General features: G+C 66.5%; 13 protein-coding genes. 6 read left to right on the top strand and 7 right to left on the bottom strand.

The window, feature by feature from the left end; genetic code table 11:
* Positions 1-3: 3 nt before the first annotated feature.
* The 3 genes from E2E30_RS16795 to E2E30_RS16785 all read right to left on the bottom strand — a co-directional run bounded on the left by E2E30_RS16795 (position 4) and on the right by E2E30_RS16785 (position 4,858).
* Entirely contained in the window at positions 4-2,502 is a 2,499-nt protein-coding gene (locus tag E2E30_RS16795; RefSeq protein ID WP_133191525.1) for a glycoside hydrolase family 3 protein, read from the bottom strand.
* A 92-nt stretch (positions 2,503-2,594) separates the two neighbouring features.
* Positions 2,595-3,848, bottom strand: coding sequence for an MFS transporter (locus E2E30_RS16790; protein WP_133191524.1), 1,254 nt, complete (start codon positions 3,846-3,848; stop codon positions 2,595-2,597).
* Entirely contained in the window at positions 3,848-4,858 is a 1,011-nt protein-coding gene (locus E2E30_RS16785) for a LacI family DNA-binding transcriptional regulator (RefSeq protein WP_133191523.1), read from the bottom strand. The genes E2E30_RS16790 and E2E30_RS16785 overlap by 1 nt, the downstream gene beginning before the upstream one ends.
* A 366-nt stretch (positions 4,859-5,224) precedes the next feature.
* Between E2E30_RS16785 and E2E30_RS16780 the strand changes: the two genes are divergently transcribed.
* The 5 genes from E2E30_RS16780 to E2E30_RS16760 all read left to right on the top strand — a co-directional run bounded on the left by E2E30_RS16780 (position 5,225) and on the right by E2E30_RS16760 (position 13,535).
* Entirely contained in the window at positions 5,225-8,437 is a 3,213-nt protein-coding gene (locus tag E2E30_RS16780) for a TonB-dependent receptor (protein WP_133191522.1), read from the top strand.
* Positions 8,438-8,570: 133 nt separating this feature from the next.
* Complete coding sequence (locus E2E30_RS16775) at positions 8,571-9,293, top strand: SapC family protein (RefSeq protein WP_133191521.1); 723 nt, start codon at positions 8,571-8,573, stop codon at positions 9,291-9,293.
* Positions 9,290-10,270, top strand: a complete 981-nt coding sequence (locus E2E30_RS16770; RefSeq protein WP_133191520.1) for a cupin-like domain-containing protein — start codon at positions 9,290-9,292, stop codon at positions 10,268-10,270. The genes E2E30_RS16775 and E2E30_RS16770 overlap by 4 nt, the downstream gene beginning before the upstream one ends.
* Entirely contained in the window at positions 10,267-11,760 is a 1,494-nt protein-coding gene (locus E2E30_RS16765; RefSeq protein ID WP_133191519.1) for a tryptophan halogenase family protein, read from the top strand. The genes E2E30_RS16770 and E2E30_RS16765 overlap by 4 nt, the downstream gene beginning before the upstream one ends.
* A 95-nt stretch (positions 11,761-11,855) precedes the next feature.
* Positions 11,856-13,535, top strand: a complete 1,680-nt coding sequence (locus tag E2E30_RS16760) for an FAD-dependent oxidoreductase (RefSeq protein WP_133191518.1) — start codon at positions 11,856-11,858, stop codon at positions 13,533-13,535.
* Between the two features lie 137 nt (positions 13,536-13,672).
* Here E2E30_RS16760 and E2E30_RS16755 read toward each other — a convergent pair whose 3' ends face one another.
* Genes E2E30_RS16755 through E2E30_RS16745 form a run of 3 tightly spaced genes read right to left on the bottom strand, consistent with a single transcriptional unit; the run spans position 13,673 to position 15,991 of the window.
* Positions 13,673-14,293, bottom strand: a complete 621-nt coding sequence (locus tag E2E30_RS16755; protein WP_272482935.1) for a glutathione S-transferase — start codon at positions 14,291-14,293, stop codon at positions 13,673-13,675.
* Entirely contained in the window at positions 14,290-14,670 is a 381-nt protein-coding gene (locus E2E30_RS16750; protein ID WP_189676327.1) for a reverse transcriptase-like protein, read from the bottom strand. The genes E2E30_RS16755 and E2E30_RS16750 overlap by 4 nt, the downstream gene beginning before the upstream one ends.
* 13 nt (positions 14,671-14,683) lie before the next feature.
* Positions 14,684-15,991 (bottom strand): Hsp70 family protein, encoded by a 1,308-nt coding sequence (locus tag E2E30_RS16745; protein ID WP_133191516.1) that lies wholly within the window; start codon positions 15,989-15,991, stop codon positions 14,684-14,686.
* 396 nt (positions 15,992-16,387) lie between these two features.
* Here E2E30_RS16745 and E2E30_RS16740 point away from each other — a divergent pair, with 396 nt between their 5' ends.
* Positions 16,388-19,069 (top strand): TonB-dependent receptor, encoded by a 2,682-nt coding sequence (locus tag E2E30_RS16740; RefSeq protein ID WP_189676329.1) that lies wholly within the window; start codon positions 16,388-16,390, stop codon positions 19,067-19,069.
* A 70-nt stretch (positions 19,070-19,139) separates the two neighbouring features.
* Here E2E30_RS16740 and E2E30_RS16735 read toward each other — a convergent pair whose 3' ends face one another.
* Positions 19,140-19,817 (bottom strand): response regulator transcription factor, encoded by a 678-nt coding sequence (locus tag E2E30_RS16735; protein WP_133191515.1) that lies wholly within the window; start codon positions 19,815-19,817, stop codon positions 19,140-19,142.
* Positions 19,818-19,830: the final 13 nt, after the last annotated feature.

Raw genomic sequence — 19,830 nt, 5'->3', positions numbered from 1 at the left:
GGATCACGGCTGACACGCCAGCACGTCGTCGGCGACCATGCCGAGCGACACGCGCGCAAGGCTGATCTCGAGCGTCTGGCTGGTGCGCAGCACGAACGGCGCGTCGATCGCCTTGACGTCGGCACCCGTGCGCCCGTTGGTAGCGGCAAAGCATTTGAGCGGGATGCCGACGACGCGCCATTTCCCGACCGGCAGCGTGCCCGCCGAAAGCGGGCGTGACCCGCCGCAGCCCGCCCCGCACGTCACCCCGAGCGTGAGATCGCTGCCCTGCGGGGCGTCGAGCCGCATGGTCGCGAGCAACATCACGTCGCCATTGCTTTCGCGCGACAAGTCGATGGGGTCGGAGCTGCGCAGTTCGATCGCTTGCGGTCCACCCCCGGCGAGCGAGAAGTGTCGTGCGCCTTCCTGCACGCCGTAATCGATCGCGGTGACCTTGATCCGTCCCGCCAGTGCTTGGGCGGGGACGCTCGTGATCGCGGTCATGGCCGTCGCATCGCCGACGCGCAGCGACCAGCCCGGCGTCGCCACGCCGGCCTTGAGAAAGACGCCGTCGGTGCCCGGGTCGACCACGCCGGCATCCTCGGACAGCGGCTTCCACGCGGCGCGCGGCTCGCGCCCGGTCAAGCCATAGCCGAACGAATAGAGCTTGGGGCCGCCGGGCTTGGCGGTCAGCGGCCAGTCGGCAGGGAGCTTGCCCGTGAACGGCGCGGCGGTGCCCGACGTCGCGAACAGCCGGTCGGCGACCCCTGCCCCTTCGCTCCCCGGGAGCCACGCGACGACGAAGCCGTCGGCCGCATTGAGCATCGGATTGACGAACAGCGGCCGCCCGGTGAGCATCACCGCGACGACCGGAATCCCCGCCGCCTTGAGCCGCTGCATCGTCGCCAGCGGTGCGCGCAATTCGGGGCGCAGCTGGAGCGACTTTATGTCGCCCTGGAACTCGGCATAGGGCGTCTCGCCGAACACCACGATCGCAGCGTCGGGCTTGCGCGTATACTTGCCGTCGGGTGCGAGTTCGGCCTGCCCGCCGCCGGCCTTGACCGCAGCGGCGATCCCGCCCCACAGCGTCGTCGCGCCGGGGAACATCGCGTTGCTGAGCCCAGTGCCCTGCCAGCTGAGCGTCCAGCCGCCCGATTGCCGCGCGATGTCGTCGGCGCCGTCACCCGCGACGAGGATGTTAGCGGACGGCTTGAGCGGGAGCACGCCGGTATTCTTGAGCAGCACGAGCGACTTGGCGACCGCCTCGCGCGCGATCGCACGGTGCGCGGGCGCGCCGAGCTGGCGCCAGTCGCCGGCGAGTGCGCGCGACGAGGGCTTGCCCGCCTCGAACAGCCCGAGCCGCAATTTCACGCGCAGGATCCGCGCGACGGCATCGTCGAGCCGCGCCATCGGCACCGTGCCGTCCTTCACTTGCGCGAGCAGCGAGGCGTAGAGCCCGCGCCAGCTGTCGGGCGCCATGTACATGTCGACCCCGGCGTTGATCGCCTGCGGGCAATTGTCGAGGCTGCACCCGGCGATCTGCGCGTGCGCGTTCCAGTCGGTGACGACGAAGCCGCCAAAGTTCATCCGGCCCTTGAGCACATCGGTGACGAGCCCCTTGCTGCCGCCGATCTTCTGCCCCTGCCAGCTCGAAAAGCTCGTCATCACGGTGCCGACACCGGCCTCGAGCGCGGGGACATAGGGCTTGCCGTGGACGTCGCGCAGCTCGGTCTCGCTGATCCGCGCGTCGCCCTGGTCGTGACCTTCGAAGGTCCCGCCATCGGCGATGAAATGCTTGGTGCTCGCGAGCACGTGCGGGCCGGCGAGGATCCGGCTGCCGTCGGGCCGCCCCTGCAAGCCGACGATCATCCGCCCAGCGTAACTGGCGACGAGATCGGGGTTCGACGAATAGCCCTCATAGGCGCGCCCCCAGCGGTAATCCTGCGGCACGGTGATCGTCGGCGCGAAGGTCCATTCCTGCCCCGTCGTGCGGATCTCGACCGCAGTCGCGGCGCCGATCCGCTCGATCAGCGCGGGATCGCGCGTCGCGCCAAGCCCGATATTCTGCGGAAACAGCGTCGCACCGACGATGTTGCTGTGGCCGTGGACTGCGTCGGTGCCCCACAGGATGGGGATGCCGTGCCCACCCGCCGAACGATCGACCGAAGCGGCATAGAATTGGTCGGCGAGCTCGAGCCATTTCGGCGCCGGCGCGAAATCGTCCTTGTTGGGCCCCGAATTGCCGCCGTTGAGCACCGAGCCGATATGATAGCGGCGGACTTCATCGGGGGTGATGCTGTCGATATCGGGCTGGAGGATCTGCCCGACCTTTTCCTCGACGCTCATATGCGACAGCAGCGTCGCGATCCGCGCTTCGTCGGCGGCGATCGGCGCGACCGGCCAGGCGACGCTCGGCCACACGGCGGGATGCACGACCGGGTCTGCCGCAGTCGGCGCAGCGATCGCCGCGCTCGCAGCGAGGCACGCACCGAGCGCGGTGCCCCAGGCAAATTCGCGTCTCATATCCCCTCCAGCTCCGCTTCAAATTCGATGGCACGGCGTCGTGGACGCGTGGCGCTTGGCCGGATCGCATTGACAACGTTGACATTGCGCTGTCAAGCCGGTGTGCGGTCGTTTTCCGGCCCGACTGGCGGATAGAAGATCACTGCCAGTACCGTCAGCAGAGCGACCCCGGCGATCGCCACCAGCAGCGCGCCATCGGGCAGATACAGCGCGATTGCAATCGCTTGCGGGGCAAGCGCTTGCGCCAGTTTGCGCGCGATCGTCGCCATCGCATAGACGCGCACCGCATAGCCGCCATCGGTATCGGCGCGCTCGCACGCCGCGACGGTCGCGGGCACGAGCGACCAGAACATCACCGACATCCCCTGCCCCGCGATGATCGCCAGCGTGATGCACACCAGATCGGGCGCGACACCGCGGCCGACGAGCAGCAGCACGACCGCCACCATCAGCGCGACCGCCGCGATCCGCAGCGTGGCGACTTGCCCGGCGCGCAGCGCGAGCCGCGCCCATAACGGCGCGGTCAGCAACAGCGACAGCGCGGGGACGAGCGCGACGTAATAACCGAGCCGCCGCGCGCCGATCTGGTCGAACAGGAACAGCAGCGACTTGTTGATCAGCGTCATCGTCAGTCCGACGAGCAGGATCGTGACGATCAACCGCCGCAACGCCGCCGACCGGACGAGCAGCGCCACCATCGCCGCGACCGCGCCGCCGAGCCGCCGCGGTGGCGCCGCGCGCGGCACGACGCGTTCGGTCGTGCCAAAGCTCGTCGCGAAGAAAGCCGGCATCGCGAGCCCGGCAAGGATCAGTGCGCCGAGCCGGAAATCGGCGCCGCCGCTGCGATCCGCCGGCAACAGCGCATAGGTCAACGCAGCGATCAGCCCGCCGAGTGCCGCGCCCTGCATCCGCGCGCCGGTCAGCTTGAGATGATCGGCATGATCGGGGGAAAGCCGCGCGGTAAGCGCGCCGTAGGGGATGTTGCCGAGGCCATAGGCAAAGCGCAGCGCGAGATAAGTGACGAGCGCATAGCCCGGCACCCACGCCGCAGGCACTGGCGGCGGCGCGAAGGCCAGGCACAGCAACAGCACCGAGAGCGGACCGCCGATCGAGACCCAGGCGCGCAACGGGATCCGCGGTGCCAGCCGATCCGCCACCGCACCGATCAGCGGATCGGTCAGCCAGTCGACCGCCGCCCCCGCCAGGAAGATCGCCGAGGCGACCGCAGGCGCGATGCCGAGGCCACGGATGTAGTAGAACAGCAGATACAGCTCGATCGACTGCCACACGAAGTTGAAGCCGAGATCGCCGACGCCGTAAAACCACGCTTCGAAACGGCGCAGCATCAGGCGCGCGGCGTTGCGGCGGATTCGCGGATCATCAGGGTATGCGGGTGGAGGATCCGCGCGATCGGCGCGCGATCCTCGAGCTGGGCGATCACCATCTCGGTCGCTGCGACCGCCATCTCGAACACCGGCTGGCGCACCGTCGTCAGCCGCGGCCAGGTGATCCGCGAGACTTCCGAATCGTCGAACCCGACGACCGACAGATCGCCCGGGATCGACAGCCCGAACTCGCGCGCCGCCATCATCGCGCCGACCGCCATGTCGTCATTCTGCGACAGGATCGCGGTCGGCCGATCGGGCCGCGCGAGGATGTGGCGCGCCGCGGCGAGCCCGCTGTCGAAGGTGAACAGGCCAGGCTCGATCCGGTCGAACTTGAGTTCGAGCCCCGCCTGGTGGAACGCCTGGGTATAGCCGAGCATTCGCGCCTCGCTCGACGGATGCGTCGCATCGCCGCGGATGATGGCGATGTCGCGGTGGCCAAGGCCGATGACATACGCCGCGATCTCGCGCGCGGCGGCGACATCGTCGACCAGATTGCTCGGCGCGGCGTCGATCATCCGCGTCGGCGCGATCCGCGCGCAGAAGATCCGCGCTTCGTGCAACTGCTTGAGGATCAGCGGATGGTCCGACGCCGGCGGCGCCAGCACCACCCCGTCGAGCGCGGCCGAACGCAGCAGACCGACGACTTCGCTCGCATTTTCCTGGACCGAGCGGATCGGGATCACCACCAGCCGATAGCGCTCGTTGGTCAGCCGCTCGAGCACGCCACGTTGCAATTCAACGACATAGCTTGGGCTGGGGTTCTCATACACCAGCCCGATCATGTTCGATTTGCGCCGCACCAGCGCCTGGGCGAAGACATTGGGGTGGTAATCGAGCGTGTCGGCGGCCGCGCGGACGCGCTGCTGGACGTCCGAGCTGACATGCGGCTCGCCATTGAGCACGCGCGATACCGTCTTGGCCGACACACCGGCGAGCCGCCCTACGTCGACAATCGTTGTTCGCTTCATGCCATCCCGATCCAGAGGAGCGCGGAATAGACCAGATCGCCCGCCCTCACGCTAGAGGGTATGACTGCGTTGACAGAAGAAAGCGCGCGGGATCCCTAGCGACAAAAGGGGAAGGCTGCCCGGTTGCCCACATTCGGGTCGAGGCGTGAAAGCGCTCAACAGACCATAATCTGCTTTAAGATGTACGTTTTTCTCGCATCTGCACACGATATTGGCGATGCGCGCCACCCCGTCCCCGCCGGAGCGACCCGGAGATTCATCTTGACAACGTAGGACAAAAGGATAGCGCTATCCCAGCCGGTTCAGCAGGGGGTCGGCATGTCATCGGAGCGGCCAGATAAGGCCGCACACAGCAGGGAGGGGTCCATGAAGGCCTATCATCACGCGTCGGCCCAAGTGTGGTCGGCTTCGCTCATCGCGCTCGCCGCCGGACTCGCACTTCCACAGGCCGCGCAGGCGCAGGAAGCACCCGTTGCCGCGCAACAAGGCACGCCACAGGCCGATACAGCCCCAGGCACGCTCGCTCCCGAAAAGGGCGCCACCGCGACCAATGCAGTGCCCGAAGCGGCGAACCCCACCACGAACCCCGACGACATCGTCGTGACCGGCGTGCGCGCCTCGCTCGAACGTTCGATTTCGATCAAGCGCAATTCGACGGGCATCGTCGATGCGATCTCGGCCGAGGATATCGGCAAGTTCCCCGACACCAACCTCGCCGAATCACTCCAGCGCATCACCGGCGTGTCGATCGACCGCGTCAACGGCCAGGGCGCGCAAGTCACCGTCCGCGGCTTCGGCCCGAGCTTCAACCTCGTCACCTTGAACGGCCGCACGCTCGCCTCGTCGTACGTCCAGACCGTCGGCGGCGACGAAAGCGCGGATGGCGCGGTTGGCGTGACGCGCTCGTTCGATTTCTCCAACCTCGCTTCGGAAGGCGTCAAGACGCTCGAAGTCTACAAGACCGGCCGCGCCGCGGTCCCCTCGGGCGGGATCGGCGCGACGATCAACGTCGTCACGCGCCGCCCGCTCGATTCGCGGACGTCGGGCTTCAACGGCAGCCTCGGCGGCAAGCTCAACTATGACACCAGCGCGAGCGACTGCGTCGATTGCGGATCGGTGGTGACCCCCGAAGTCACCGGACTCGCCAGCTGGTCGAACCCCGACCAGACCTTCGGCATCTCGCTGTTCGGCAGCTATCAGCAACGCCATTTCTCGACGGTGTCGGCAACGTCGAACGCGTGGAACATCAAGACGCTGTCCGAATTCCTCGATCCGGGCAACGGCTTCGTCAACGCCGCCACCAAGATCAACAACAAGCCGACCGACCCCAAGCAATTGGTCTCGGTGCCGAACGACAGCCGCTATCATTTCTCCGACAACAAGTATGAGCGGCTCAACGGCCAGGCGATCGTCCAGTTCAAGCCGACCGACTCGCTGACGATCACCGCCGATGCGCTCTACGCGCGCACGCTGCAGAGCGAGAAGCGCTCGGATGAATCGAACTGGTTCAACCGCCCGTTCGACGTCGTCACCTTCGACAGCAACAAGGCCGTCGCGACGACGACCTATCTCCACGAGACGATCGCCGGCGTGAAGGACACCGGCTTCGAGCAGCAGGCGCGCGCGCAGAAGAACCAGCTCGAGGATTACGGCCTCAACGCCAAATGGGACATCGCCCCCAATCTGACGCTGTCGATCGACGGGCATTACGGCAAATCGTCGGTGTTGCCGAACAACCCCAACGGCACGAGCTCGACCCTGGTCGGTCTCGGCGCGACCGTCATCTCCGCGCATTCGGTCGATTATAGCGGGCTGATCCCGGTGCAGGACATCGTCGTCAACGATTCCACGCTCCCCGGCGGCAACCATAACGGCATCCTCGACGTCAACGACGTCGGCTCGTCGATCGCGCGCACGTACTCCACGAGCCAGAAGCAGAAGGTCAAGGAAGTCCGCGCCGACCTCGGCTGGGATCTGGGCGGCGGGAGCCGGTTCGACTTTGGCGGCCTGTACCGCGACAGCGACACCAACCAGCAGCTCGTGTCGACGCAGCAGACGCTGGGCAATTGGAGCGTCGATTTCCCCGGCGACGTCCAGAAGCTCGCGCCGGGCGTGCTCCAGCAATTCTGCCTGCTGTGCAAGTTCAGCAGCTATGACCCCGCGGCGAGCGGCGCGAACCTGATCGCGTTCCGCGGCGATACGCTGAAGCTCTACAATGCGCTGTCGCCGGCCTATGCCAAGACGGGCAACGCGATCTCGATCACCGCCAACCAGAACAATTCGGTCAAGGAAACGATCTACGCGGGCTATGCGCAAGTCACCTGGAAGGGTGACATTGCGGGCCACGAAGCAAGCCTCGTCGCAGGTGGCCGCTACGAGCACACCAAGGACGTCGCGACCTCGCTCCAGGCCGTGCCGACGCAAATCGCCTGGGTCGCCGACAACGACTTCACGATCACCGTCGGATCGACCCCGCAACCGCTGGTGGCGATCGGATCGTACGACAACATCCTGCCGTCGTTCGATTTCCAGGTCGAACTCAAGCGCAACTTGATCGGTCGCTTCTCGGCGAGCCGGACGATCGCACGCCCGAATTACGACAACCTCTTCTCCTCGACGAGCGTGTTCGCGCCAGGGCGGCCGACGGCGATCGGCGGCGTCGCCACCGCCAACACCGGCAACACCAACCTGGCGCCGCTGATTTCGGACAATATCGATCTGTCGTTCGAATATTACTTCAAGCCCGACAGCTATGTCTCGGCGGGCTTCTTCGACAAGCGTGTGCACAATTTCATCGGCACCGGCCTGTCGAACGGCAGCCTGTTCGGCCTGCGCGACCCAAGTTCGGGTGCTGCGGGGACGACGTCGGGGGCGGCAAAGGCCGCGCTCAGCGCGCTCGGCGCCGATATCAGCGACGTCAACCTGTTCACCTACTCGGCGCTGCTCCAACGCGACGGTGCCGCGGCCGCGGCAAGCCAGTTCAACGCGCATTACAGCGCGGTGACCAAGACGGTCGACCAGGCGTTCGTCAACCAGATCCTCTCGGCGGTCGACATCAACGGCACCGCGGCGGATCCGCTCTACAACTTCACGATCTCGCGCCCGATCAACAACAAGGACGCCGAGATCTACGGCTTCGAGATCGCCGGCCAGTATTTCTTCGGGCGCACCGGCATCGGCGTCTCAGCGAGTTTTACCTATGTGAAGGGCGATGTCGGCTTCAACAATGGCGGCGATCCGAACATCGACCAGTTCGCGCTGACCGGGCTGTCGAACACCGCAAACGCCACGCTGATCTACGACAAGAACGGCATTTCGGCGCGGCTGAGCTACAATTGGCGCGACAAGTTCCTGTCGTCGCTCAATCGCGACAGCTACAAGAACCCGGTCTACACCAAGCCGTTCGGCCAGCTCGACATGAACATCAGCTATGATCTCAACAAGAAGATCGCGCTGTCGCTCGAAGCGATCAATCTGACCAATTCGAGCCTGCGCACCTATGGCCGCTCGGAAAACAACGTCTGGTTCGCACAGGAGCTGCAACGCCGCTTCCTGTTCGGCGCGCGCTATCGCTTCTAGCGCGTGAAGCCTGACCGGACGATGCTTGAGGGGGGAGCATCGTCCGGACAGTGCACGATACGACGCGATTTGTCGGCGCCGTGCTTGGCGCTCCCTCGATCGGCGATTACCACGTCTGCATGACCATCACAGCATGACCAACACCGTTCTTCTCGATACGATCGCGCATGCAGATCTGCGTGTTGCCATCGGCCATGCCGCGCGCTTCGGCGATGCGGTCAACCAATGCGTCGTCTTCCCGACCGAGTTCGAGGCGGCGCAGCGCGACTATCCGATCGTGTTTCGGCGCGATGCGGAGGGTTCCTTCTATGCCGTCGCCTTGCTCGGGCTCGACCGCGACGAGAATCTGTTCCTCGATCCGCGCGGCTGGGACGCGCGCCACATCCCCGCGCTCCACCAGCGCGGCCCCTTCCTGATCGGCATGGTCGACCGCGACGGCGTCAGCGAACCCGAACCGATGCTCCACGTCGATCTCGACCACGCGCGCGTCGGTGCAGCCGATGGCCAGCCGGTCTTCCTGCCGCACGGCGGGCAGTCGCCGTATCTCGACCATATCGTCAAGGTGCTTCGCGTGATTCATGACGGGATCGCGATGCGCGCGCCGATGTTCGCCGCGTTCGAGCAAGCCGAGCTGATCGAGCCGATCACGCTCGACATCGCGCTCGACGACGAGACGCATTACAGCGTGCCCGATTGCTTCACGATCGGACCCGAGCGGCTCGCCCGGCTCGACGCCGCCGCGCTCGACGCGTTGCACCGCGCGGGGTTCCTCCAGCATGCGTTCCTCGTCGCGTCCTCGCTCGGCAATGTCACGCGGCTGATCGAGCTCAAGAACCGCAAGCGCCGCGCGGCATGACGCTGCCACTCCACCCCGCCACGCTGATCGCGCAGCAACGTCCGGTGGTGTTGCGCGCTTTGGTGCGCGATTGGCCGATCGTGCGCGCCGGGCTCGAAAGTCCCGCCGCCGCCGCTGCCTATCTCAAGCGCTTCGATCGCGGTGCGGCAGTCGTCGGCTATACCGGCGCGCCCGAGATCGGCGGCCGCTTCTTCTACGACGAGAGCGGCACGGGGATGAACTTCACCGCGTCGCGCGTCGCGCTCGACGCCTATCTCGACCGGATGCTGTCGACGCTCGACGCGCCCGATGCGCCGTCGCTGTATGTCGGCTCGACCGACCTCGACACCTATCTCCCGGGCTTCCGCGCCGAGAACGACCTCGCCGCCGATTTTGCAGGCGCGACGCCGCTCGCGAGCATCTGGATCGGCAACCGCACCACCGCGGCGACGCATTTCGACATGTCGAACAACATCGCCTGCTGCGTCGTCGGTCGTCGCCGCTTCACACTGTTCCCACCCGCGCAGATCGCCAACCTCTATCCCGGCCCGCTCGAGCCGACGCCGGGCGGCCAGGTCGTCAGCATGGTCGACGCGCGTACGCCCGATCTCGCACGCTATCCACGTTTCGCCGAAGCGCTCGCCAGCGCGGAAGTGTTCGATCTCGAGCCCGGCGACGTGCTCGTCTATCCAGCCTTGTGGTGGCACAATGTCGAGGCGCTCGACGGCTTCAACGTGCTCGTCAATTATTGGTGGAACAACGCGCCGCGCTTCCTCGACAGCCCGATGAACACCATTCTCCACGGCTTGCTGAGCTTGCGCGACCGGCCCGATACCGAAAAGCAGGCGTGGCGCGCGCTGTTTGACTATTACGTGTTCGGCCCGGCCGATCTCCCCGCCGCGCATCTTCCCGAGCCGATGCACGGGGCGCTCGCGCCACTGACCGATCTCACCGCGCGACGGCTGCGCGCGCAGCTTCTGCAAAGGCTCAACCGATGACCGCAGCCCCCTCGCCCGACCAGACGATCAAGCGCGTCGTCGTCGCGGGCGGCGGCACCGCGGGCTGGATCGCGGCGGCGGCGCTGGCGAAACATCTCGGGCCGTTGCTCGAGATCGTGCTGGTCGAATCCGACGAGATCGGCACGGTCGGTGTCGGCGAAGCGACGATCCCGACGATCCGCACCTTCCACCGCTTGCTCGAACTCGACGAGCGCGACTTCCTGCGCGCGACACAGGCGACCTTCAAGCTCGGCATCGCGTTCGAGAATTGGGCGCGCGACGGCGATCGCTACATCCATTCGTTCGGGCGCGTCGGCCAGTCGATCTGGATGGGCGACTTCCAGCATATGTGGCTGCGCGGCCGCGCGGCGGGGATCGCCGACGAGCTCGGCGCCTATTGCTTCGAGCTTGCCGCCGCCGAGGCAGGCAAGTTCGCCACCGCCGACGACGCCAAGATCAACTATGCCTATCATTTCGATGCCGGGCTTTACGCGCACTACCTCCGCGATTTCAGCGAGAAGCGCGGCGTCACGCGGATCGAGGGCAAGATCGGCGGTGTCGTGCAGAACGCCGAGAGCGGGTTCATCGAAGCGCTCGAGCTCGACGACGGACGCCGTATCGACGGCGATCTGTTCGTCGATTGCTCGGGCTTTCGCGGGCTGCTGATCGAGCAGACGCTCAACGCCGGCTATGAGGATTGGAGCCACTGGCTGCCGACCAACCGCGCGCTCGCGGTACAGACCAAGGCCGTCGCGCCGCCCCGACCCTACACACGCGCCATCGCGCATGAGGCAGGCTGGCAGTGGCAGATCCCGCTCCAGCACCGCGTCGGCAACGGGCTGGTCTATTGCAGCGACTATCTGTCGGACGACGCCGCGCGCGAGAAACTGCTCGCGCAGGTCGACGGCGAGACGATCACCGAGCCGCGGGCGATCCGCTACGTCACCGGGCGGCGCAAGCGCGTGTGGGACAAGAACTGCGTCGCGCTCGGGCTCGCCAGCGGCTTTGTCGAACCGCTCGAATCGACCAGCATCCATCTCATCATGATCGGCATCACGCGGCTGATCCAATCCTTCCCCTTTGCCGGGATCAAGGATTCGGTCGTGCGCCGCTACAACGATCTGGCGGAGACCGAACTCGAGCGCGTGCGCGACTTCATTATCCTGCATTATCATCTGAACGAACGGCGCGAGCCGTTCTGGCAGCGCTGCGCGACGATGGAGATTCCCGATACGCTCGCGCAGCGGATCGCGCTGTTCGCCGAATCCGCGCTCACGCCGCAGACCGCCGACGATCTGTTCCAGGCGGATTCGTGGTTGCAAGTGATGCTCGGCCAGCGGCTCGAGCCCGGCGGCTATCACCATATGGGGCATGTGCTGAGCGACGCGCATCTCGCGCGCGCCTTTGCCGATCTCAAGTGCAATATCGCAGGGGCGGTCGGCCGGATGCCGACGCATCAGGCGTTTCTCGACGGCTATTGCGCACGCTGAGCGCAAGCGCCGTCGCGATGCGACGGTTCGAGCTCAAGCAGCGCCAACTGTGCTAAAGGCGTGCGCATCGGCACACTTCGAACAGGGGCTTTCGCATGAGCACGATCGACACGCGTCAGGCACAGGCCTTCCCGGTGCTCACCCCGGCGCAAGTCGAAACCGCGTCGCGCTTCGCCAGCGGCCCGGCGCAAAGCTTCGCGCCCGGCTCGCCGATCTTCGCGATCGGCGACGAGCATGCCCCGACCTGGCTCGTCCTCAGCGGCGGGATCGCGGTGCACCGCCGCGACGGGTTGAGCGATGAAGCGCCTGTCACGGTCCACGGCCCCGGCCAGTTCAGCGGCGAAGTCAGCCAGCTTGCCGGGCGCCCATCGCTCGCCGGCGGCACGGCGGGCGAAGCCGGATGCACCGCGCTGCCGTTCGATTCGGCGCATCTGCGCGCGCTGATGGTCGGATCGGCCGATGTCGGCGAAGTCGTGATGCGCGCGCTGATCCTGCGCCGCGTCGGCTTGATCGAGGCGGGCGGATCGGGCTCGGTGCTGATCGGCGATCCCGGCAGCAAGGCGGTGCTCGCGCTGCAGGGCTTCCTGACGCGCAGCGGCTATCCCAACCTCGTGCTCGATGCCGCGGTCGACGGCGAAGGCCACGACGTGGTCGAACGGCTCGGCGTGCTCCCCGCCGAACTGCCGCTGCTGATCTGCCCCAACGGCACCGTGCTGCGCAATCCGAGCACGAGCGAAGTCGCGGCCTGTCTCGGCATGGTCGCCGAGCTCGACCCGGCCAAGGTCTATGACGTCGCGATCGTCGGCGCTGGGCCGGCGGGCCTCGCCGCCTCGGTCTATGCCGCGTCCGAGGGGCTCGGCGTGATCGTGCTCGACGAAGTGGCGATGGGCGGCCAGGCGGGCCAGTCGAACCGGATCGAGAATTACCTTGGCTTCCCGACCGGCATTTCGGGCCAAGCGCTGGCCGGCCGCGCGTTCAACCAGGCGCTCAAGTTCGGCGCCGAGGTTGCGATCCCGCTATGCGCAGAGCGGCTCGAGTGCGCCGTCGAGGAACGAAGCGCGCCCCTGTCGCTCCACTTGTCCGAGGGCCGGCAGCTGCGCACGCGCAGCGTGGTGATCGCCTCGGGCGCGCGCTATCGCCGCCCCGACGTGCCCGATCTTGCCACGTTCGAAGGCGCGGGCATCTCCTATTGGGCGTCGCCGATCGAGGCCAAATTGTGCGCGGGCGAGCAGGTCGCGCTGGTCGGCGGTGGCAATTCGGCGGGGCAGGCGGTGGTGTTCCTCGCGCCGCACGTTGACCGGCTGCATCTGATCGTGCGGCGGCCGCTCGAGGCGACGATGTCGCGTTATCTGATCGATCGGATCGCCGCGCTCCCCAATGTCGAGCTGCATGTCGGCAGCGAGATCGTCGCGCTCGATGGCGATGCGCAGGGCTCGCTCGCCGGGGCGACGTTCCGCAACCGGGCGGATGGCGCGCAATCGCATTGCGAGATGCGGCATCTGTTTCTGTTCATCGGCGCCGATCCCAATACGGCATGGCTCGACGGCTGCGTCGCGACCGATGCCAAGGGCTTCGTGCTGACCGGCGACGACTTCATCGACGAGGCCAAAGGCTATGGCCGTACCGCGCTGCCGCTGGAGACGAGCCGGCCTGGGGTGTTCGCGATCGGCGACGTCCGCGCGGGCTCGACCAAGCGCGTCGCCGCCGCGGTCGGCGAAGGCGCGGCGGTGGTCGCGCAGATTCATACCGCGCTGGCGCATCTGGCGGAGGCATAGGCTCCGATCCTCCCCGGCACGGGGGTGTGGCAGCCGAAGGCTGACGGAGGGGCTAGCCGCAAGCGTTGTCCTTCCGGCGAGCCCCTCCACCGTTCGCTTAACGCTCACGGTCCCCCTCCCCGTGCCGGGGAGGATAATTACGCGTTCAAGACCAGCGGCGGGTCGCCGGGCGTCCAGGGGGCGAAACGCAGCATCGCCTGCGCGAACAGAGGCGACGCGACATGGCGTGCGAGCCACCCCTGCACCCGCGCGATCGGCTGCGCGGCGAACCCGTCAGGGTCGACCGCCGCGAACTGCCGGACGAACGGGAAGATCGCAATGTCGCTCAGCCCGCGCTGCGCCCCGCACAGATTCGCGCTGTCCGACAGTCGCGCTTCGAGCAGCCCGAGCATCGCCACACCGGCGTCGCGATGCACGATCGGATCGGCATCGTGGCGCTCGGGATATTTGTAGCGGTCGAGATGGTGCTTGAACTGCGCGTCGAACGTCTCGACCAGCGCCGCGTCATACCCCGCCAGCCAGCCTTCTGGATCGTTCCGCCCGAGCGCCCACAGCATGATCTCGAGGCTCTCGTCGATCACGCGCCCGTCGGCGCACACCAATACCGGCACCGTGCCCTTCGGCGACGCCGCCAGCATCGCCGCGGGCTTGTCGCGCAGCACGATCTCGCGAAGCTCGAACGGCTCCCCGCTCGCCAGCAACGCCAGCCGCGCCCGCATCGCATAGGGGCAGCGGCGGAAGCTGTAGAGCAGTGTCACCGCGCCCGCGCGCGCTCCAGCGCGATCCCGGCAAGGTTCTGCGTACGCTTGATGTAGCGCAGATTGGGCATCGCGCCGTCGGCGAAGAGCGCGCGGAACGCCGCGAGATGCGGGACGCTGTCGCCGCGGCATTTGGTGCGGCCATTGGCCATGTCGATCACCGCCACCGAATCGCCGAGCAGGACGAAGTCGGTGAGGCCAAGCGCCTGTGCCCCCTTCAGCGCGGCGATCAGCGCGAGCCATTCCGAATCCATGCTCGAGCCTATGCCCGCGTCGAGCTCGGCATGCGCCACGCCGGCGATGACATAGGCATATTCCATCTTGCCCGGATTGGGGCGGCAACCGCCGTCGAAATAGACTTTTACCCGGTCGGTCATCGTAGCATCCTTTTCATGCCGCCCACGCGGCCAGATCATCCTGCTGACCGATCAAGGCCAGCCCGTGCGCGATCGAGGTCAGTTCACCGCCCGTCGCGATCCGCTCCGCGCCGAAGCGTTCGTCGAACAGCCGACGAATGCGCGGGGTGAGCGAGGTACCGCCGGTCAGGAAGACGCGGTCGATCGCGCTCGCCGGCGTTGCCGCCGTCGCCAGCGCGCGGTCGACCGCGTCGCCGATCCGCGCGATGTCGGGCGCGATCCACGTCTCGAACTCGGCGCGCGTGACATCGGCCTCGACCGTCAGCCCCGCACCGGCAAAGTGGAAATGCGCGTCCTCGCTGCTCGACAGCGCGCGCTTCACTTGCCCGACCGCGTCGTACAATTGGTAGCCGAGCTCCTGCTCGATCACCGCGATCATCCGCGTGATCGCATCCGGCTCGACCGCGTTGCGGCGCAATTTGTCGAGTTCGGCGAGCGTGCGGCGGTTGCGCATCAGCGCGAGCCGCGACCAGTCGCTGAAATCGTTGAAATAGCCCCCCGGAATATCGAGCACCTTGCCCATCGAGCGATACGACCCGCCCTTGCCGAGCAACGGCATGACGAGATGATCGACGATCCGATAGTCGAAGCGGTCGCCCGCAATCCCGACGCCCGCCGCGCCGAGCGGGGTACAGCGCCGCGCCGCGCCGGGTGCTGCGATGTGGACCACCGAGAAATCGCTCGTCCCGCCGCCGAAATCGGCGACGAGGATCGTCGCCGGGTCGCTGATCCGCGACGCATAGCTGAACGCCGCGCCGATCGGCTCATAGACATAGTGAATCTCGGCACCGAGCCCGGCGAACATCGCGTCGTAGCGCGTCCGCGCGAGCGTCTCGTTCGGGCGGCTGCCCGCAAACTCGACGGGCCGCCCCACGACGACGCGCGCCGCCTGCCCGTCGAGCGCGCCGCCGGCGCGTGCAGCGAGCTTGGCGAGGAACAACTGGCCGAGCTCCTCGAAGCGCAAGCGGCGTTCGAACACGTTGGCGAATTCGAAGCTCGCGCTCGCCACCACCGACTTGAACGATTGCAGGAAGCGGCTGTCCTGCGGGAATTCGAGATATTCGCGGATCGCCCATGGCCCGGCATCGGCGGCGAGCCCGCTCGGCACGCCGGGATGGCGCCCGTCGTCTTCCCAGAAGCACAAGGCCGAGCGGAAGACGGGGTCGCGCGCGTCGGGCGCATCGAGCGCGACAAGTTCGGCAGCATTATCCCGCGACAGCGCGACCACCGAGTTGGTGGTGCCAAAATCGAGGCCGATCGCGGTGGGGGAAGATATGGACATGACGCGAGGCGCTCTAGTCGCAAAGTCCGGGCGGCGCAAAACTCCCGCAAGAGGTGCGACTCGCACAGATCAGGCATCAGCAACGCCGATGCGCGCACGAGAGCAGCGCATGACAAGACGCCGCTGTGTGACAAGTTAGCCGCACTTGGGTAAATACGTAAATAATCGTTTCCCGAAAGGCGCGCGTAAGAGCCGGTACAGTGGCGCGCTTGCGCCGCATTTTACGCGACGTAACGATCCCGCGCGGCGGCGCCATCGATCGAAGCGCGGTTTATGACGCGAAAATGATATTTTGGTAATACGCCGATTGCAGCGAATGTAACATTCCTGACCCAATCGAGCGCTAGCCGAGCCGGACCGGGGCTAAACGGCCCGACTGGTTCAGGGGATATCACAATGATCGTTCGTTCGGGCTTCCGCCTGCAGCTGCTCATGGGCGGCGCGCTAATCGCTCTCACCGCTTCGCCAGCCCTGGCGCAGACCGCTCCGGCCACCGACGCCGCGGCCACCGCACCGGTCGCCGACACGCAGGCGACGACGCCCGCCGCAGCTCCCGAAGAGCAGGGCGCCGGCATCGGCGACATCGTCGTCACCGCGACCCGTCGTGAAACCAACCTGCAGAAGACGCCGATCTCGATCAGCGTGCTCAGCGCACAGGGCATCGCTGATCGCCACGTGCTCAGCCTGTTCAACCTCGCCGACGGCTCGATCCCGTCGCTCCGCGTCGCGACCTTCGAAGCGCGCCAGTCGGCGCTGACGATCGGTATCCGCGGTATCGTCCCCTACGATCAGAACCAGACCGCGCGCGACGGCGGCGTCGGCGTCTATATCGACGGCGTCGCGCTGGGTAAGACCCAGGGCCTGAACGCTGCGCTGTTCGACATCGAGCGCATCGAAGTGCTGAAGGGTCCGCAGGGCACGCTGTTCGGCCGCAACACCGAAGGCGGCGCGCTGTCGCTCGTCTCGAAGGCCCCGACCGGCGTGTTCGACGCGCGCGTCACCGCTGGCATCGGCAATTACGGCGCCCGCAACACCGACCTGCACCTCGACCTGCCGAGCTTCTACAACATCTCGCTCAAGTTCGACGGCGTGTATCAGCATCAGGATCCGACGGTGAAGAACCGGCTCCAGGGTGCGACCGGCTGGAATTATTACGACCGCAAGGGCGGCCGCGTCGCAGCCCGCTGGCAGCCGATCGACGGCTTCACCGCTGACCTCGCTTATGATTATGCGAAGGACGAGAACAGCCCGAACTTCAGCCAGCTGCTCAACTACAACCCCGGCAAATATGCGGTCGGCTCCTACACCAACGGCGCGACCGGCGTCCTTGGCACCTCGCTGTTCGTGCCCGGCACCGGCACTGCTTGCGGCGGCACGATCACCGCAGCGCAGTCGGCGGCCGGGCGCCCGATCTGCGTCGCGCCCAAGGCGCCGCTCGTCGGCGTCCATCCCGAGCGCCAGTACATCTCCGATGTCGGCGTCCCGCAGCAGCCGAGCGTCGACATCACGCACGGTTTCTCGGCCAATCTGAAGTATAAGCTCGCACCGTGGATCGAGTTGCGCTCGATCACCGCATGGCGCGGCGTCAAGACCGATCAGTGGGACAACTCCGGCGGCCCAGAGCGCAGCTCGTTCTCGCCGTTCGTCGTCAACACCGCGAACCCGACCGCGATCAACACGACCGGCACGTTCAGCCGCTACAGCCTCTCGTTCCTCAAGCAGAACCAGTTCAGCCAGGAATTCCAGGCGGTCGGCAGCGTACCGCAGTTCGACTATGTCGTCGGCGCGTATTACTACACCGAACAGGCGAGCGAATATGCCGCCACCCCACTGACCAACCAGTGGAACGCCGATGGCACCGCCTATACGATCCGCAGCCCGATCCCGGGCAATTCGAGCGCGATCACGGGGGCGAACTCAGGCCTTCAGCGCTATGATGCATCGTGCAACAACACGCTGGCGGCCACCGCACCGCAATTCGCCAACAGCTGCCAGTTCATCACGCGCGCCAGCGCCGCGACCGACCACAACTATTCGGTGTTCGGCAATCTGACCTTCTCGCCCGAGGCGCTCGGCAACGTGCTGCACATCACGGCAGGCGGTCGCTGGACCAAGGACGACCGTCACGGCAGCCTCTACGTCATCAACAACCGTACCGATCTTGCCGGTGCGACCGGCGTCGTTGCACCGTTCGGCTTCAAGAACAGCATCAGCCGCTTCGATCCGATGTTCAACATCGCGTTCGACGCGACGCGCGACATCCACTTCTACGCAAAATATGCGACCGGCTTCCGCGCCGGTGGTGCGAACGACCGCTCGCTGCAGTTCAACGCCTTCGGTCCGGAAGCGGTCAAGTCGTACGAAATCGGCGCCAAGGCCGACTTCTGGGATCACCGCGCGCGCCTCAACGTCGCAGGCTACATCATGGATCGTAGCAACACGCAGTTCGACTTCGACTATTTCGACACCAACGGCTCGAGCCCGACCAACGGCGCGCATATCGAGCAGACCACCAATGCCGGCAAATCGAAGATCCGCGGCGTCGAGATCGACCTGACGGTGAAGCCGATCCCGCAGCTGACGCTGACCGGTTCGTATGCCTACACCTATTGGAAGGCACCTTCGGCCGTGAACCCGCTGACGCCGGGTGCGCCGCCGCAGCAGCTCTACATCGTCTACACGCCGAAGAATGCGGCCTCCGCCGCGCTCGACTATGTGCTTCCGGTGAATATCGGGGATGCCAGCGTCCGTCTTCACCTCGACGGCAACTATTCGAGCAGCCAGTACAGCTTCCAGCTCGAGAGCACCAAGACCGACGCCAGCTTCGTGATGAACGGGCGCCTCGCGCTCGCCGACATCGCGGTGAACGACCATAACAAGGTCACCGTCTCGGTCTGGGCGCGCAACCTGCTCGACACGACCTACGTCTATCGTCGCTCGTCGGCGAACTCGACGCCGGTGCAGAACTACAGCGCGACCGGTGCGCTGATTTCGACCGCATACGGCGGCATCCTCGGCGACTATGGCAATTTCAACGCGCCGCGCACCTACGGCTTCGAACTCTCCGCCAAGTTCTGATCCTGCGGGACTAGGCGGGAAGACCCGGTCCGAGCATTGCTCGGGCCGGATTTTTCTTTGCCTGCGCGGTTCAGCCGTGATCGACCAGCATATAGCCGACGCCGCGGATCGTCTCGATCGGGTCTGGCTCGCCGGCAGCATTCAAATGCCCGCGCAAGCGCCGGATGTAGGATTCGACGACATTGGTCGCGGGTTCGCCGTCGTAGCGCCACACGTTGCGATAGAACATCGCGCGCGTGACGATCGCATTCTTGTTGCGGATCAGTTCGCACAGCATTTGGAACTCGAGCTTGGGCAAAGCGAGCACACGCCCGCCGCGTTGTGCGCGATACTTGATTTCGTTCACTTCGATGTCGCCAGCGCGCATCACGCCGTGCCCCCCGCTGCGCGTCGCCCGCCGCAGGATCGCGCGCAACCGCGCCTCGATCTCGACCGCGGCGATCGGCTTGACGAGATAGTCGTCGGCGCCGCCATCGAGCCCGGCGAGCCGGTCGGGCAAATCGCCATGCACGCTCAGCAGCACGATCGGCAGATCGAGCCCGCGCTCGCGCAGCGTACGCGTGATCTCGACCCCGCCGACATAGGGCAGCACCAGTTCGAGCAGCACCGCGTCGAACGTTTCCTGCGTCGCCCGTGCGAGCGCGGTCCGGCCATCGCCGACGATCACGACTTCGTGCGCCAGCGCGCAGAGATCGCTCGCGAGCTGGCGCGGCGCGCGCGCATCGTCATCGGCAATCAGGAGACGCACCGCTAGACTCCCG

It is taken from the genome of Sphingomonas sp. AAP5, assembly GCF_004354345.1.
Lineage (GTDB): Bacteria > Pseudomonadota > Alphaproteobacteria > Sphingomonadales > Sphingomonadaceae > Sphingomonas > Sphingomonas glacialis.
This window is presented reverse-complemented; position numbering and strand designations above follow the sequence as displayed.

What these genes read in the sequence shown, in the direction of transcription:
- E2E30_RS16795 (WP_133191525.1), bottom strand. Translation starts at nt 2,502, where the DNA reads ATGAGACGCGAATTTGCCTGGGGCACCGCGCTCGGTGCGTGCCTCGCT.
- E2E30_RS16790 (WP_133191524.1), bottom strand. Translation starts at nt 3,848, where the DNA reads ATGCTGCGCCGTTTCGAAGCGTGGTTTTACGGCGTCGGCGATCTCGGC.
- E2E30_RS16785 (WP_133191523.1), bottom strand. Translation starts at nt 4,858, where the DNA reads ATGAAGCGAACAACGATTGTCGACGTAGGGCGGCTCGCCGGTGTGTCG.
- E2E30_RS16780 (WP_133191522.1), top strand. Translation starts at nt 5,225, where the DNA reads ATGAAGGCCTATCATCACGCGTCGGCCCAAGTGTGGTCGGCTTCGCTC.
- E2E30_RS16775 (WP_133191521.1), top strand. Translation starts at nt 8,571, where the DNA reads ATGACCAACACCGTTCTTCTCGATACGATCGCGCATGCAGATCTGCGT.
- E2E30_RS16770 (WP_133191520.1), top strand. Translation starts at nt 9,290, where the DNA reads ATGACGCTGCCACTCCACCCCGCCACGCTGATCGCGCAGCAACGTCCG.
- E2E30_RS16765 (WP_133191519.1), top strand. Translation starts at nt 10,267, where the DNA reads ATGACCGCAGCCCCCTCGCCCGACCAGACGATCAAGCGCGTCGTCGTC.
- E2E30_RS16760 (WP_133191518.1), top strand. Translation starts at nt 11,856, where the DNA reads ATGAGCACGATCGACACGCGTCAGGCACAGGCCTTCCCGGTGCTCACC.
- E2E30_RS16750 (WP_189676327.1), bottom strand. Translation starts at nt 14,670, where the DNA reads ATGACCGACCGGGTAAAAGTCTATTTCGACGGCGGTTGCCGCCCCAAT.
- E2E30_RS16745 (WP_133191516.1), bottom strand. Translation starts at nt 15,991, where the DNA reads ATGTCCATATCTTCCCCCACCGCGATCGGCCTCGATTTTGGCACCACC.
- E2E30_RS16740 (WP_189676329.1), top strand. Translation starts at nt 16,388, where the DNA reads ATGATCGTTCGTTCGGGCTTCCGCCTGCAGCTGCTCATGGGCGGCGCG.